The following is a 15,035-nucleotide window of genomic DNA, read 5'->3' as shown; positions in this document are numbered from 1 at the left end:
ACGTGAGCGACGCCTCCTCGCCGACCCCGCCGGCCGGCGGGGTCGACGCGCCCCTGGTCCAGACGCCTCGCCGGGTCGGCCGCTTCGGTCGCGGCAAGGAGAAGAGCGCCGTGTTCCGGGGCGTCGCCGCCGTCGGCGCGCCGCTCTTCGACCGGCTCGCCCGCATCGAGGTGCGCGGCGCCGAGAAGCTCCCGCCCGAGGGTGCCTTCGTGCTCGCGCCGAACCACTACACGAACATCGACCCCGTCGTCGTCGCGCGGCTCATGTGGACCCTCGGACGCGTGCCGAGGTTCCTCGCCAAGGCGTCGCTCTTCCGCGTGCCCGTCTTCGGCTCGCTGATGCGCGCCATGGGGCACGTGCCCGTGGAACGCGGCGGCCGCACGCACGACAGCGACCCGCTGCAGGCGGGGCGCGCCCTCGCGACCAGCGGCGGGGGAGTGATCATCTACCCCGAGGGCACGCTCACGCGCGACCCCGACCTGTGGCCGATGAAGGGCAAGAGCGGTGCCGTCCGGCTCGCCCTCCAGGCGGGGGTGCCGCTCATCCCGATGGCGCACTGGGGCAGCCAGCACGTGATGGGCCGCTACTCGGCGAAGATCAGCCTGTTCCCGCGGAGGCGCATCGTCGCCGCGATCGGCGACCCCGTCGACCTGTCGCCGTGGCGAGGCCGCCACCTCGACCAGGCCGCCTACACCGAGGCCACGGCCCTCGTCATGCAGCGCATCACCGAGCTGCTGGCCGGCCTCCGCGACGAGGAGGCGCCCGCCGAGCAGTGGGACCCGCACACGAAGCACCAGAAGGAGACCGGACGCTTTGAGCAGCCGTGACGAGAGCAGCCGTGACGACGGCAGCCGCGACGTGGCCGGCGACGCCGGTCGAGGCGCCGGGACGAGGGAGGACGCCATCGGGGCCCTCGGCGAGGGGGCCGTCACCACGGAGGCGATCTCGGTCGTGATGCGCAGCGCCGTGCCCCGCACGGTGGCCGTTCTGGGCTCCGGCAGCTGGGGCACCACGTTCGCGAAGGTCCTCGCCGAGGGCGGGGCGGACGTCACCCTCTGGGCCCGGCGTCCCGAGGTCGCGCGCGAGATCACCGAGAGCAAGCGCAACAGCGACTACCTGCCGGGCATCAACCTGCCCCGCACCCTCGTGGCGACGCCCGACGTGGCCGCGGCGCTCCGTGGCGCCGAGCAGGTGTACCTCTCGGTGCCCAGCCAGACCCTCCGCGAGAACCTCGCCGCGGTGCGTGAGCTCGTCCCGCGCGGCGTCCCGGTGGTCAGCCTCATGAAGGGCGTCGAGAAGGCGACCGGCCTGCGCATGAGCCAGGTCATCGAGCAGGAACTCGGCATCGACCCCGACCTGATCGCCGTCGCCTCGGGCCCGAACCTCGCCCTCGAGATCGCGAAGCGCCAGCCGACCGCCGCCGTGGTCTCGTCGCAGAGCCTCGAGACCGCGACGCTCGTCGCCGCCACCGCGACCAACCCGTACTTCCGTTCGTTCGTGAACACCGACGTGATCGGCACCGAGTTCGGCGGGGTCCTCAAGAACCTCATCGCGGTGGCCATCGGCATCGTCGACGGGGTCGGCTACGGCGAGAACACGAAGGCGTCGATCATCACCCGCGGCCTGGCCGAGATGACCTCGTTCGCGGTCTCGTTCGGGGCGAAGGCCGAGACGCTCGCGGGGCTCGCGGGCCTCGGCGACCTCATCGCGACGTGCGAGTCGCCGCTCTCGCGGAACAACACGGCCGGCCGCCTCCTCGGCCAGGGCTACGCCTTCGGCGACGTCGTCCGGCAGATGAACCAGACGGCCGAGGGGCTGAGCTCCGTCGCGCCGATCCTCGAGCTGGCCCGCTCGCGAGGGGTCGACATGCCCATCGTGCAGCAGGTCGCCGAGGTGCTCGCCGGTACGCTCGACCCGCGGAACATCGCGCCGCACCTGACCGAGACCGACGAGCCCCAGGGCGAGTAGCGGCAGGAGGCGCGGCGTCCGTCACGGACGCGACCCGCGCCTCCTGCCTGCTCACGCGGGCCGGCGGCGCCGAACCACCTGAAGGGCCCCTCGATGACCACCACCACCCCCGCCACGACCGCGGCCCCTGCGACCGGAATCCCGATGAGCGTCGAGAAGCAGACCGTCGTCGTCCTGTTCGGCGGTCGCTCGAGCGAGCACTCGATCAGCTGCGCCACCGCCGGGGGCGTGCTCGCCGCGATCGACCGCGACCGCTTCGAGGTGGTGCCCGTCGGCATCACCCGGGAGGGCGCGTTCACGCTGCAGCCCGACGACGCGGCCCTCTTCGCCCTCGACGCCGAGTCGCTCCCGGAGGTGCGCGACAACGGCACCCGCGTGCGCTGGCCCGAGACCTCCGCGAGCCGCGGGCTGAGCGTCGTCGAGCCCGACGGCGGGGTCCGCCTGCTCGGCGACGTCGACGTCGTGTTCCCCATCCTGCACGGCCGGTTCGGCGAGGACGGCACCGTTCAGGGCCTGCTCGAGCTGGTCGGGCTGCCCTACGTCGGCGCGGGCCTGCTCGCGTCCGCCGTCGGCATGGACAAGCACTTCACCAAGACCGTGCTGCAGCAGGCCGGGATCGCCGTCGCGCCGTGGCGCACGGTGCGTCGGGCCGAGTGGACGAGCGCCCCGGAGGCGGTGGCCGCCGAGGTCGCCTCGCTCGGCTTCCCGCTCTTCGTCAAGCCCGCGCGCGCCGGCTCGAGCGTCGGCGTCTCGCGTGTCGACCGCCCGGACCAGCTGGCCGCCGCCATGCAGGTCGGCCTCGCCGAGGACCACAAGGTGCTCGTCGAGGCGGGCGTCGTCGGCCGTGAGATCGAGTGCGCGGTGCTCGGCGGACGCGACGGCGGGGCCCCGCGCACCTCGGTCGCGGGCGAGATCGTGCTCAGCGACGAGACCTTCTACGACTTCGAGTCGAAGTACCTGGGCGGAGCGGGCGCGGACCTGCTGTGCCCGGCGCCCCTGGCGGACGACGAGCTGGCCGAGATGCAGCGGCTCGCCGCCCTCGCCTTCGAGTCGATCGACGGCACCGGGCTCGCCCGGGTCGACTTCTTCCTCACCGACGGGGGCTGGGTCGTCAACGAGGTCAACACGATGCCCGGCTTCACGCCGATCTCGATGTTCCCGGCCTGCTGGCTCGCGAGCGGCCTGAGCTACCCCGAGCTCATCACCGAGCTCGTCGAGCTGGGGCTCGCGACCGACCGCTGAGCGGGCGGCCCCGGTCGGGGGCGTCGTCGGCGGGGGTGCGGCGGTCGATCCGCGCGCGGCTCAGGGCGCGGGTGACTCCGACGGCGCGTCGGTCGAGGTGTCGGCGGGGTCGCCGACGCTCGGCAGGTCGTCCACGCCGACGCAGCCGCGACCGTCCTCCGGCAGGTAGCCGACGGCGTCGGCGAGGTCGAAGAGCGCCGTGCTGCCGACCTCGGCACTGACCACGACCTGCACGGCGGGGGTGCGGCCGTAGGTCGTGAACGTGAAGGTGTCCCCGTCCTCGGGGCCGTCGTCCGACAGCCAGTCGACGCCCTGGACGTCGTTGCAGGGCAGGTCGGAGATCGCGGGGGACTCGACTCCGCAGCGCAGCAGCACCGTCGAGGGCGTGCCCCAGGCACCCGTCCCCTGCGCGTCGGTCTCTCGCCGCTGCTGAGGGTCGGAGTCCGGCCCGACCGTGTCGGGCAGGTGCACGACGACCTGGGCGCAGTCGGGGTCGTTCGCGCCGTCGGCGGACTGCATCGGCACGGCGGCCGTGCACCCCGAGAGGATCGACGCGGCGACGACGCCCAGCGCGACGACGAGGGAGGGGCGCAGGAGGCGGCGGGACGGAGCGGACATCCCGGCCAGGCTACCGTCGACCCCATGGAACGATCCTCCAGGTCTCTCGACGCTGCCGACACCGCCGCCGCTGCCGACACCGCTGCTGCTGCCGACACCGCCGACACCGCCGGCGCTGCCGACACCGCCGCCGCTGCCGACACCGCTGCTGCTGCCGACACCGCCGACACCGTCGAGGCAGTCGGCGAGCTGGCCACCCTCGCGCGCATCCTGCCCCGCCTGCCCCGCGGTCTCGACACGCAGCTCGGCCCGGGCGACGACGCCGCCGTCGTCGCCGCGCCCGACGGCCGCTTCGTCGTCACGACCGACCTCATGGTGCACGGTCCCGACTTCCGGCGCGCCTGGTCGACCCCCCACGACCTCGGCTGGAAGGCCGCGGCCTCGAACCTCTCCGACGTGGCGGCCATGGGCGCTCGGCCCACCGCCCTCGTGGTCGCGCTGGCCGTCCCGGGCGACACTCCCGTGGTCGACCTGGAGGGGCTCGCCGACGGGCTCCGCGACGCGTGCGCGGCCATGGCGCCCGGCTGCGGCGTCGTCGGCGGCGACCTGTCCGTCTCCGCGGTCTTCACCGTGGCGGTCACGGCGTTCGGCGACCTCGACGGTCACGACCCGGTCCGCCGCGACGGTGCCCGCGTCGGCGACGTCGTCGCCGTGTCCGGTCCGCTCGGCCGGGCCGCCCGGGGACTCGACCTGCTCTTCCGCCTCGGGGTCGACCACGACGGCGTCCCCGACGCCGCCCTCGCCCGTGAGGTGCGCGACCGCGACGCCGACGTCGGCTGGCAGCTGGCGCCCACGCCGCCGATCGCCGACGGGCCTGCCGCGGCTCTCGCCGGGGCCAGGGCCATGCTCGACCTGTCCGACGGCCTCGCGCTCGACGCGTCCCGGCTGGCCCGCGCCTCCGGCGTCGTGCTCGACCTCGAGTCCGCGGCCCTCGGAGCCGACCCCCACGCCGCCCTCGCCGGGGGAGAGGACCACTCCCTGCTCGCGACGTTCCCGGCTGACGCGGACCTCCCCGGCGGCTTCCGCCGGCTCGGCACGGTCCGCGAGGTCGGGGGAGGCGCCCCTCGCGTCGCCGTCGACGGCCGCGACCTCGGCGAGCCCGGCGGCTGGGACCCCTACCGCCTCTGGAGCGGCCAGCAGGGCTGACCTGCCCCGGTCGCTGCTCGGGCGTCGGACGTCAGGCGTCGCGCGTCGCGAACCAGACCGTCGTGTCGCCGTACGACTTGCGGGCGTCGAGCGTGAGCCCGTCGGGCCAGCCGGGCTCCCCGTCGCGGGAGGCGCGCTCGACGACGACCAGCGCCTCCTCGGCCAGCGACGGGAGCAACGCCGCGAGGTCTGCGGCGAGCTCGGCCGCCGACAGCTCGTAGGGCGGGTCGAAGAAGACCAGGTCGACGAGTCCGGCGCCGCCGCCGAGGTACGACCGGACCGGCTGGGCGACGACGTCGACCCGGGGTGCCTTCCCGGCGGGTGCCCGGCTCACGACGGCGTCGACGTTCTTCCGCAGCGCCTTCGCCGCGGCCGGCGCCTTCTCGACGAGCACGACCGAGGCGGCCCCCCGCGACGCGGCCTCGAGCCCGAGCCCGCCGGTGCCGGCGTAGAGGTCGAGCACCCGGCGTCCGGCGATCTCGTCGCGCGCGTCGAGCGACGAGAACAGCGCCTCGCGCACCCGGTCGCTCGTGGGCCGGGTGCCCGTCTTCGGCACGGCCAGGGTCAAGTTGTCGGCGAAGCCGGAGATGATGCGGGACACGACCCCATCCTGGTGCATCGCCGCAGCCGTTCGAGCAAGTCGACAACGCGGCCCCGAGGAGGCGCGCGACCGGTCGTGGGACCCGCACAAGCGAGTTGTCGGCCGGCACCCCTGCGGGCACGATCGCCCCATGAGCAGCGTCGATCGTACTGTCAGGCCCTCGTTCACCAAGTCGCTCTTCGCGGGGCGGATCGCGTCCGAGCTGGCGTTCCCGTACCCGCACATGTCCGGGGCCGAGGCCGCCAGGGTCGAGACGGTCTCGGCGTCGGCCCGGGAGGTGCTGGCCGACTACGACCCGCTGCGGGCCGAGCGCGAGGGCTGGATCGGCGACGACACGGTGCGGGCCCTCGGCGAGCGAGGGCTGATGGGCCTGTTCGTCTCCGAGGAGTACGGCGGGCTGGGGCTGAGCCAGAGCGCCTACTGCCGCGTCTACGAGGAGTTCGGCCGGGTCGACGGCACCCTCGCCACCGTGATGGGCGTGCACCAGTCGATCGGCACGAAGCCGCTGCACCTCTTCGGCACGGACGACCAGAAGGCCCGCTGGCTGCCCGACCTGGCGAGCGGACGGAAGCTCGCGGCCTTCGTCCTCACCGAGCCGAACGTGGGCAGCGACGCCTACGCCCTCGAGACCCGGGCCGAGCGGCAGGCCGACGGGAGCTGGCTGCTGAACGGCGCGAAGCGCTGGATCGGCAACGGCGACAAGGACGTCCTCACGGTCTTCGCCCAGAGCGACCTCGGGCACGTGGCCCTGATCGTCGAGAAGGGCATGGAGGGGCTCAGCACCGGCCCCCGCTTCGAGACCCACGGCCTGAAGGCCAACCACCTCCAGCGCGTGCACTTCAAGGACGTGCGGGTGCCCGCCGAGAACCTGCTCGGCGAGCCGGGCGACGGCTTCCGCATCGCGGTGAACACGCTGAACAACGGCCGCATGTCGATGGGCACGGCCATCGCGGGCGGCATGAAGCGGTTCCTCGAGCTGAGCCTCGAGCACACGGAGGCGCGTCACCAGTTCGGCAGGCCGCTCGCCGACTTCGAGATGGTCGGCGACAAGCTCGCGTGGATGACGCAGCAGATCTACGGCGTCGAGTCGATGTCGTACCTGACCACCGGTCTCGTCGACCGCGGCGACACCGACTTCGCGCTCGAGTCGGCCATGACCAAGGTGACCGCCAGCGACACCGGCTGGTACGCCCTCAACCGCGCGGTGCAGCTGCACGGCGGCGAGGCGTACATGGAGGGGCACCCGCTGTCGAAGGCCCTGCGCGACTTCCGCATCTTCCCGATCTTCGAGGGCGCGAACGACGTCCTCCGCGCCTTCGTCGCCCTCAACGGACTCAAGGCCCTCAGCGAGGAGCTGCCCGACGTGGCGTCCCTCAGCATCGGCGACCCCGGCCGGGCGATGGGCGTGCTGGCGCCGTACGTGGCAGGTCGGGTGCAGCGTCGGATCCGGCCCGAGCGGCCGGTGGGCGTGCACCCCCAGCTCGCGCGCGCCGCGGCCCAGGTGGGGGAGCAGGTCTCCCAGCTGCGCGAGCGGGCCGAGGGCGCCCTCCGCAAGCACGGCAAGCGGGTGCAGGAGGCCCAGCTCGTGCAGAAGCGCCTCGCCGAGGCGGCGTCCGGCATCTACGCGCAGACGGCCGTGCTGTCGCGGGCCTCGGTCGCCCTCGAGGAGGCGCGGGCCGACTCCGACGCCGAGCGTCACCTGGCGATCGGGTTCTGCAAGCAGTCCGCACGGCAGGTCGCGCGGCAGCTGCGGGCCCTCGAGGTGAACGACGACCGGCACGTGACCCCGCTCGCGGCGTCGACCCGCGCCTCCGGCGGGTACTCGTTCCGGCTCTGAGGCGCGGGGTCGGCTCCGCGGACGACCCGGCCCTGTCGGGGGCGCGCAGTAGCGTGGAGACGTGCCCGCGCCCCTGCCCGACCCGTCGCCGCTCGACGCGGCGCTCTCGAGCGCCCTCGGCGGCCGCACGGCCCAGGCGATGCAGAAGGCGTTCGGGCTGCGCACGGTCGGCGACTTGCTGTCGCACTACCCGCGGCGCTACGCCCGTCGCGGCGAGCTGACGGCGCTCGACTCGCTGCCGCTCGGCGAGTCCGTGACGATCGTCGCCGAGGTGCTCGACGTGCGCGAGCGCACCATGCGGGCCCGGCGGGGGTCGATCCTCGAGGTGCGCATCGGCGACGGCGAGGGCATCCTCACCCTGACCTTCTTCAACCAGGCCTGGCGCTCGCGTGACCTCGTGCCCGGGGCGCGAGGCATCTTCGCGGGCAAGGTGGGCGACTACCGCGGCCTGCGCCAGCTGGCGCACCCCGACTACGAGCTGTTCGACGCGTCGCACGAGGCGGTCGCAGGCATCGGCGACGCCGAGGCGCAGGCCTTCGCCCGGCAGCCGATCCCGATCTACCCGGCCAGCGCCTCCGTGGCGTCCTGGCAGGTGCAGAAGTCGGTCGAGGTGGTGCTCGACACGCTGCCTCCGCTCGACGACCCGGTGCCCGCGTCGGTCCGGGCCGAGCTCGAGCTCGTGCCGCTCCGCGAGGCGCTCGAGCTGGTGCACCGGCCCGAGAAGGACAGGGACCACCTGAGGGGCCGCGACGCCCTGCGGTTCCAGGAGGCGTTCGTGCTGCAGAGCGCGCTCCTCCAGCAGCGGGCCCTGCTCCGCACGACGAAGGCGACGGCGCGCTCGGCACGGCCGGGCGGACTGCTCGAGCGCCTCGACGCAGCGCTGCCGTTCGAGCGCACCTCCGACCAGGTGCTCGTCGGCTCCGAGATCGATCGCGACCTCGCGGCCGACGTCCCGATGAACCGCCTGGTGCAGGGCGAGGTCGGCTCCGGCAAGACCCTCGTGGCCCTGCGCGCGATGCTGGCGGTCGCCGAGAGCGGCGGCCAGTCGGCGCTGCTCGCCCCGACCGAGGTGCTCGCGGGGCAGCACCTCCGCTCGATCGTGCGGTCGCTCGGCCCCGACCTCGCCGCGGAGCTGCGCCCCGTGCTGGTGACGGGGCAGATGAGCACCGCCGAGCGCCGCAAGGCCACCCTCGCGGTGGTGAGCGGGCAGTCCCGGATCGTCGTCGGCACCCACGCGCTGATCAGCGACGCCGTCGAGTTCTGGGACCTCGGCCTCGTCGTCGTCGACGAGCAGCACCGCTTCGGCGTCGAGCAGCGTGAGGCCCTCCGCCGCAAGGGCGCCGCCCCGCCGCACGTGCTCGTGCTCACCGCGACGCCGATCCCGCGCACTGTCGCGATGACCGTCTTCGGCGACCTCGACGTGTCGACGATCACCGAGCTGCCGGCCGGCCGACAGCCGATCGAGTCGTTCGTCGTGCCCCTCGCCGACCGGCCCGGCTGGGCCGACCGCATCTGGCAGCGCTCTGCAGAAGAGATCGCGAAGGGGCGTCAGGTCTTCGTCGTCTGCCCGGCCATCGACGCCGCGACGGTCGAGCAGGGCGAGCCGGCCGCCGGGGCCGAGGCCGGGGGGCCGGAGGCAGGCAGCGCAGGCTCCGCCGCGACCGACGGGACCGCAGGAGGCGCGCCTCCTGCCCCCGAGCGCGCCAGCGTCGAGGCCGTCACGGCCCTCGCCCGCTCGCTGCCGGTGCTCGCGGGCGCCCGGGTCGAGCCGCTGCACGGCCGCATGTCGGCCGACGAGAAGGACGACGTCATGCAGCGCTTCGCCCGCGGCGAGATCGACCTGCTGGTGGCGACCACCGTGATCGAGGTCGGCGTCGACGTCCCCAACGCCTCGACGATGGTGGTGCTCGACGCCGACCGGTTCGGCATCTCGCAGCTGCACCAGCTGCGCGGCCGGGTCGGCCGGGGCGGTCACCCCGGCCTCTTCCTCCTGGTGACGCACGCGCCCGTCGACTCCACGGCACGCGAGCGCGTCGACGCCGTCGCCGCGACGCTCGACGGGTTCGAGCTCGCCCAGGTCGACCTCGAGCTGCGGCGCGAGGGCGACGTCCTCAGCAGCCTCCAGTCGGGCGGCCGGTCGTCGCTGCGCCTGCTGCGGGTGACGACCGACGGAGACCTGATCGGCACCGCCCGCGAGCACGCTGCCGAGCTGCTCGAGGCCGACCCGTCGCTGGGGGAGCACCTCGCGCTCGCCGCGGCCATCGCGCGCCGGCTCGACGACTCGAGCCGCGACTTCATGGCGGCGGGCTGACGGTCTCCCGGGAGCCACCGGCTAGGGTGACGGCATGAGCAGGATCGCCGTCGTCCCGGGGTCGTTCGACCCGGTCACCCTCGGACACGTCGACGTCATCGCCAGGGCTGCGGGCATCTTCGACGAGGTGCACGTCCTGGTCGTGCACAACCCCGACAAGACGGCCCTCCTGCCCCTGCCGAAGCGGGTGTCTCTGCTCCAGCGGTCCCTCCGTGACGCGGGCCTGCCGAGCACCGTGTCGGTGCACAGCTGGAGCGTCGGGCTGCTGGTCGACTACTGCACCGAGGTCGGCGCGTCCGTCCTCGTCAAGGGCATCCGCTCCCAGGTCGACGTGGCCTACGAGACGCCGATGGCCATCATGAACCGCAGCCTGGCCGGCGTCGAGACGGTCTTCCTGCTGCCCGACCCGGCCCACGCCCACGTCTCGAGCTCGCTGGTGCGCCAGGTCGCGTCGCTCGGCGGCGACGTGCGGCCCTACGTCCCGACGGCCGTCGCCGACTACCTCGCGACGGCCTGACCCACCCGGCCGGCCGACCCACCCGGCCCGCTGGCCTTCCTTCCCCACCGACCCACCTCCGCCGCACCGCGCTCCGAACACGACACGACGCACCACGGACCGATCCAGATCACGCCCGGCACCCGAGAGACGACGACGATGACGACGACCACGACCAGCACCCCCGGCAGCGACGCTCGACGCGACCGGCGTAGGCCCGAGGCCGCGGTCGCGGGCCCGCCGATGTCGCTCGACGAGGTCCAGCAGAAGGCGCGCGGCATCCTCGAGGCCGTGGCCACGGTGATCGACGGCAAGGACGGGGCCATCAGCACGGCCCTCACCGTCCTGCTGGCCGAGGGGCACCTCCTGATCGAGGACGTCCCCGGCGTCGGCAAGACGCAGCTCGCCCGGGCGCTCGCGAAGGCGGTCGACGCGACCGTGACGCGCATCCAGTTCACGCCCGACCTGCTGCCGAGCGACATCACGGGCGTCTCGGTCTACGACCGGGAGCGGGGCGGCTTCCAGTTCGTCCCCGGCCCCGTCTTCGCGAACGTCGTCATCGGCGACGAGATCAACCGGGCGTCGCCCAAGACCCAGTCCGCCCTGCTCGAGAGCCTGGAGGAGCGGCAGGTCACCGTCGACGGCATCACGCACCCCCTGCCGCAGCCGTTCCTCGTCGTGGCGACGCAGAACCCGGTCGAGATGGAGGGCACCTACGCGCTGCCCGAGGCGCAGCGCGACCGGTTCATGGCCCGGATCTCGCTCGGCTACCCCGACGCCGAGAGCGAGTTGCGCATGCTCCGCCAGCGTGAGCGGACGAGCCCCCTCGACGTGCTGCAGCCCCTCGTCTCGCTCGACGACCTGACCCGCATGATCGCCGCCGTCCGCGGCGTCTACGCCGCCGAGGCGGTCGAGCGGTACGCGGTCCGCATCGTGCAGGCGACCCGGGTGCACCCCGACGTCCGGCTCGGGGCGAGCCCCCGCGCCACGCTCCAGCTGATGCGCGCCGCGAAGTCGTGGGCGGCGCTGAACGGCCGCTCGTTCGTGGTCCCCGACGACGTCGACGCCCTCAGCGGGCCCGTCCTCGGGCACCGGATCATCCTCGCGGGCCGCGCCGGGGCAGGTGCGGTCACGGCGGCGTACGACCTCGTCGCCGACGTGGTCGAGGCGACCGACGTGCCGCTCGGCGACCCCGCCGACGCGCGCTGACCGTGGCGCTCGGGCAGGCGCCGCGCCCCACGGCGCGGGGAGCAGGCGTGATCGCCGCCGGCGTCGTCGTCGTGGCGTCCGGCGTGCTGCTCGACTCGACGCCCCTCGTCTTCGCGGGGCTCGTGCTCGTGCTCCTGGTCGTCGTGGTGCTCGTCTCCCTCGTCGTCCGCCGGCCCGACCTCGACGTGACCCGCCGCTTCAGCCCCGGCCGCGGCGTCGCCGGGTGGGGTGTCGTCGAGACGCTCTCCCTCACGCCCCGGGGGAGGAGCCAGGTCGTGGTGCTTCGCGAGGGCCTGCCGTGGAGGGGCGGCCCGTCCGCCGAGTCCGCGACCGTCGCGCTCGAGCCGGGTCGCGCCTCCACCGCCGTGTTCCGCCACGTCGACCTCGTCCGCGGCCGACACCGGGTGGGCCCGCTGACCGTGGACCTCGTCGAGTCGTTCGGCGTCGCACGGCGCCGGACGACCGTCGCCGGCACGCACGAGCTCGTCGTCGTGCCCGAGGTGCTCGACCTCGGGCTCGCGCGCGAGTCGCGGGCCCTCGGCGACGGGGCCCGCCGTCAGCGCGGGCAGAGCCTCACGGGCGCCGAGGACGACCCCGTCACCCGCGAGTACCGTCGCGGCGACCCGATGCGCCGCGTGCACTGGAAGGCCTCCGCACGGCACGACGACCTCATGGTCCGCCAGGAGGAACAACACGGCCTGCCGCACGTGCGCCTCGTCCTGCCGACCTCGCTCGGGTCGTGGGACGACGCGACGACGGGTCCGGGGGGTGCGGGCCGGCACAGCGACTCGTTCGAGTGGGCGCTGTCGGTCGTCGCCACGCTCGCGGTCGAGTGGGGCCACGCGGGCTCCGTCGCCCTCCTGACGACACCGGACGGCGACCTCGTCGCCCGGCACGACCCCGAGACCACGACCGCCTTCCTCGACGCGCTCGCCGACGTCGTCCTCGACGACCCGGCCGGGCCGCCCGCACCGCCCGCCGCGGCTCGGGAGCCGGTCGTCGCCGTCGTGTCCAGCCTCCGGCGCCGCGACCTCGACGTCCTGCTGCGGTCGCGCGCGGTCGGCGCGTCCGCCGTCGCCGTCGTGGTCTCCCCGACCCTCGGCTTCACCCACACGGGGCGGTCGGCCACGGACGACGCCCGCGACGCGCCGCTCGGCCCCGACGAGGTCGCGGCCGCGCTGCGGAGCTCGCGGTGGCGGGTCGTCGAGGCAGGCGCGGGCGACGCCGTCGCGGACGTCGTCCGAGGGGCGGGGCTGCTCGATGGCTGACATCACGAAGGACGGACGCACCCCGACCCGCGGCGGTGCCGCCTCCCCGTCACCCCGGACGTCGAGTCCGCGCCCGCCCGACCGGGTCTCGTCGGCCCACGGACGCCCGGCCTCCCCGCCCACGGGCTGGCCCACCAGCCTGCTCGTCTGGCTCACCCTCGCGGCGTCGCTGGCGAGCCTGTCCTCGCTGTTCCAGGGGGCAGGCTGGTGGTTCGCGGGCGCCGGGGTCGCCGCGGTCGTGCTGGGAGCCTCCCTCGGGGCCAGGGCGTTGGGTGCCGGCCCGGTGCTCGGCTGGGTCGCCGGCCTCGTCTCGGGGCTGCTCGTCACGTCGGCCCTGGTCTCGGGCGGCACCGCCGTCCTCGGCGTCGTCCCCACGGCCGCGACCCTTCAGCGCCTCCGCGACCTGGGCGACCAGGCGACGACGACGATCGTCGAGGGCACCGCGCCCGTCGAGGTGCAGGACGGCCTGCTCGCCGTCCTGGTCGCCGCCGTGCTAGGCGTGGCCGTGGTCAGCGACCTCGTCGCGACCGTCGGCCGCCTGCCCGGCCTCACCGGGGCGTTCCCCGCCGTCGTCCTGGCCGTCCCCTCGTTCGTCCCCGGCACGGCCGTCCGGTGGCCCTGGGTCGTCCTCGCGGTCCTCTGCTGGATCGCTCTGCTGGCCGTCTCGACGGGGCGGCGCCCCACCCGGGCGACCGCCGTCGGGGGAGTCGCGGCGGTCGGCGTCGCGGCCCTGCTCACGGCCGTGGTCCCCTTCGGCGGCGTCTCCCCGCTGACCGGGGTCGGCACCGGCACGGGCCTCGCGACCGGCGTCAACCCCGTGGTCGACCTCGGCGACGACCTCCGGCGCGGAGCACCGTTGACGGTCCTGACCTACCGGTCGTCCGACGCGGACGGCACCTACCTGAAGCTGGTCGACCTCGTCGACTTCAGCGGCCGCACGTGGAGCCCCGCCGACGCCGAGATCGATCCGGACGACGGCCTCGACGCGATCCCCGACGCCCCGGGCATCGCCGAGGGGACCTCGCGCCGCGTCGTCAGCACGGAGGTGCAGATCGGTGCCCTCCGCAGCCCGTACCTGCCGGTGCCCGTGCCCCCGCAGACCATCTCGGGGCTCGACGACGGCTGGTCGTTCGTCGACCAGTCGGGCGTGACCGTGCGCAGCACTAGCGAGAGCACCCAGGGCCTCGACTACACGGTCGAGAGCAGGCCGGTCGACCCCAGCCCCGAGCAGGTCGTCGCGGCCCTCGGCGACCAGTCCTCGGACATGTCCGCCTACCTGACGGTCGACGGCGTGCCGCAGAGCGTCACCGACCTCGCGGCCGAGGTCACCGCCGACTCCGCGAACCCCTTCGACGCCGCCGTCGCGCTGCAGGACTACTTCCGCGACGGGGACTTCACCTACTCGGAGGACACCCCGGTCGACGAGGGCTACGACGGCAACGGCCTCGACGCCGTCGAGCGGTTCCTCGAGGTGAAGAGCGGGTACTGCGTGCACTTCGCCTCCGCCATGGCCGTCATGGCGCGCACGCTGGGCATCCCGTCGCGGATGGCGGTCGGGTTCCTCCCCGGCACACCCACGGGCTTCGGCGACGAGACCGCCCGGGCCGTCAGCAGCGACGACCTGCACACCTGGCCCGAGCTGTACTTCGAGGGCCTGGGCTGGGTGCCCTTCGAGCCGACCGTCGGGCTCGGCACGCCGCAGTCGTACCTGCAGGAGACGGGCGTCGAGCCGACGGCCGCGCCCAGCGCGCCCGACGAGGCGACCCCCGAGCCCTCGGCCGACGAGCCCTCCGCCGTGCCGAGCGCGGCCGGCCCGACGCCCGGCGCGGAGGAGACGCAGGGCGCGTCCGCTCAGTCGGGCGCCTCGAGCCCCGTCGCCGTGGCCGGCGGCGCCCTGGGCCTCGCCGTCCTCGCCGCCCTGCTCGTCGTGCCCTCCGGCATGCGCCTCGCCCGCCGTCGGCGCCGGCTCACGGCGAGTCCGCCCGACCGGGCGCTCGGCGCGTGGCGGGAGGTGCTCGACACCGCCCTCGACCTCGGCGTGGCGCCGCCGGCCGGCGCGACGCCCGCCACGGCTGCGGCCGCGCTCGACGTCGTCCTCCGCTCGGCGACCCGTCCCGACGAGGAGGCGCGGCGCGCCCTGGCCTCGTTGGCGGCGGCGCTCGAGGCGGAGCGGTTCGGCGGCGACCCCGCGGGGGCCGCTGTCGCGGACGACGCTCGACGGGTGCTGCGGGCCCTCCGCGCCTCCTCGCCCCCCGGCCGCCGCGTGGCGGCGACGCTGGCCCCGCGCTCGCTGGTGAGGCCGTCGGAGGCGAGATCGGGCGTGGGCGCGTAGAGTCTTC

Annotated in this window: 12 protein-coding genes; 10 read left to right on the top strand and 2 right to left on the bottom strand. The window is 74.8% G+C overall.

All coding sequences use genetic code 11. The features are described 5' to 3' along the window. Nucleotides 1–2: 2 nt before the first annotated feature. The 3 genes from IFT90_RS09835 to IFT90_RS09825 all read left to right on the top strand — a co-directional run bounded on the left by IFT90_RS09835 (nt 3) and on the right by IFT90_RS09825 (nt 3,210). The gene (locus IFT90_RS09835; protein WP_371812216.1) at nt 3–827 is read left to right on the top strand and encodes a lysophospholipid acyltransferase family protein; all 825 of its coding nucleotides are present in this window, start codon (nt 3–5) and stop codon (nt 825–827) included. A gap of 127 nt (nt 828–954) precedes the next feature. Next, nucleotides 955–1,968 carry an NAD(P)H-dependent glycerol-3-phosphate dehydrogenase gene (locus IFT90_RS09830; RefSeq protein WP_192042358.1) on the top strand — a complete coding sequence of 338 codons (1,014 nt, stop codon included), beginning with the start codon at nt 955–957 and terminating at the stop codon, nt 1,966–1,968. 93 nt (nt 1,969–2,061) lie between these two features. Beyond that, nucleotides 2,062–3,210, top strand: a complete 1,149-nt coding sequence (locus tag IFT90_RS09825) for a D-alanine--D-alanine ligase family protein (protein WP_371812215.1) — start codon at nt 2,062–2,064, stop codon at nt 3,208–3,210. 60 nt (nt 3,211–3,270) lie between these two features. Here IFT90_RS09825 and IFT90_RS09820 read toward each other — a convergent pair whose 3' ends face one another. Further along, a complete protein-coding gene (locus IFT90_RS09820) occupies nt 3,271–3,828 on the bottom strand; it encodes a DUF3515 domain-containing protein (RefSeq protein WP_192042002.1) in 558 nt (185 codons plus the stop codon). Between the two features lie 24 nt (nt 3,829–3,852). On the opposite strand from IFT90_RS09820, the gene thiL reads away from it, so the two are divergent. After that, complete coding sequence (thiL, locus tag IFT90_RS09815) at nt 3,853–4,974, top strand: thiamine-phosphate kinase (RefSeq protein ID WP_192042001.1); 1,122 nt, start codon at nt 3,853–3,855, stop codon at nt 4,972–4,974. Between the two features lie 31 nt (nt 4,975–5,005). Here thiL and rsmD read toward each other — a convergent pair whose 3' ends face one another. Further along, nucleotides 5,006–5,575 carry a 16S rRNA (guanine(966)-N(2))-methyltransferase RsmD gene (gene rsmD, locus IFT90_RS09810; protein ID WP_192042000.1) on the bottom strand — a complete coding sequence of 190 codons (570 nt, stop codon included), beginning with the start codon at nt 5,573–5,575 and terminating at the stop codon, nt 5,006–5,008. A 130-nt stretch (nt 5,576–5,705) separates the two neighbouring features. Between rsmD and IFT90_RS09805 the strand changes: the two genes are divergently transcribed. The 6 genes from IFT90_RS09805 to IFT90_RS09780 all read left to right on the top strand — a co-directional run bounded on the left by IFT90_RS09805 (nt 5,706) and on the right by IFT90_RS09780 (nt 15,028). Further along, entirely contained in the window at nt 5,706–7,412 is a 1,707-nt protein-coding gene (locus IFT90_RS09805) for an acyl-CoA dehydrogenase family protein (RefSeq protein WP_192041999.1), read from the top strand. A gap of 139 nt (nt 7,413–7,551) precedes the next feature. Continuing rightward, complete coding sequence (locus tag IFT90_RS09800; RefSeq protein WP_192042356.1) at nt 7,552–9,723, top strand: ATP-dependent DNA helicase RecG; 2,172 nt, start codon at nt 7,552–7,554, stop codon at nt 9,721–9,723. A gap of 34 nt (nt 9,724–9,757) precedes the next feature. After that, the gene (gene coaD / locus IFT90_RS09795; protein ID WP_192041998.1) at nt 9,758–10,240 is read left to right on the top strand and encodes a pantetheine-phosphate adenylyltransferase; all 483 of its coding nucleotides are present in this window, start codon (nt 9,758–9,760) and stop codon (nt 10,238–10,240) included. 222 nt (nt 10,241–10,462) lie between these two features. Next, entirely contained in the window at nt 10,463–11,428 is a 966-nt protein-coding gene (locus IFT90_RS09790; RefSeq protein ID WP_123547275.1) for a MoxR family ATPase, read from the top strand. A gap of 47 nt (nt 11,429–11,475) precedes the next feature. Continuing rightward, nucleotides 11,476–12,696: a DUF58 domain-containing protein gene (locus IFT90_RS16925; protein WP_207106318.1), complete on the top strand. Its 1,221-nt coding sequence runs from the start codon at nt 11,476–11,478 to the stop codon at nt 12,694–12,696. Further along, complete coding sequence (locus IFT90_RS09780) at nt 12,689–15,028, top strand: DUF3488 and transglutaminase-like domain-containing protein (protein ID WP_192041996.1); 2,340 nt, start codon at nt 12,689–12,691, stop codon at nt 15,026–15,028. Before IFT90_RS16925 ends, IFT90_RS09780 begins: the two co-directional genes overlap by 8 nt. The last annotated feature ends 7 nt before the right edge of the window (nt 15,029–15,035 follow it).

Origin of the sequence: Frigoribacterium sp. CFBP 8766 (genome assembly GCF_014841435.1) — a bacterium.
Taxonomy (GTDB): domain Bacteria; phylum Actinomycetota; class Actinomycetes; order Actinomycetales; family Microbacteriaceae; genus Frigoribacterium.
This window is presented reverse-complemented; position numbering and strand designations above follow the sequence as displayed.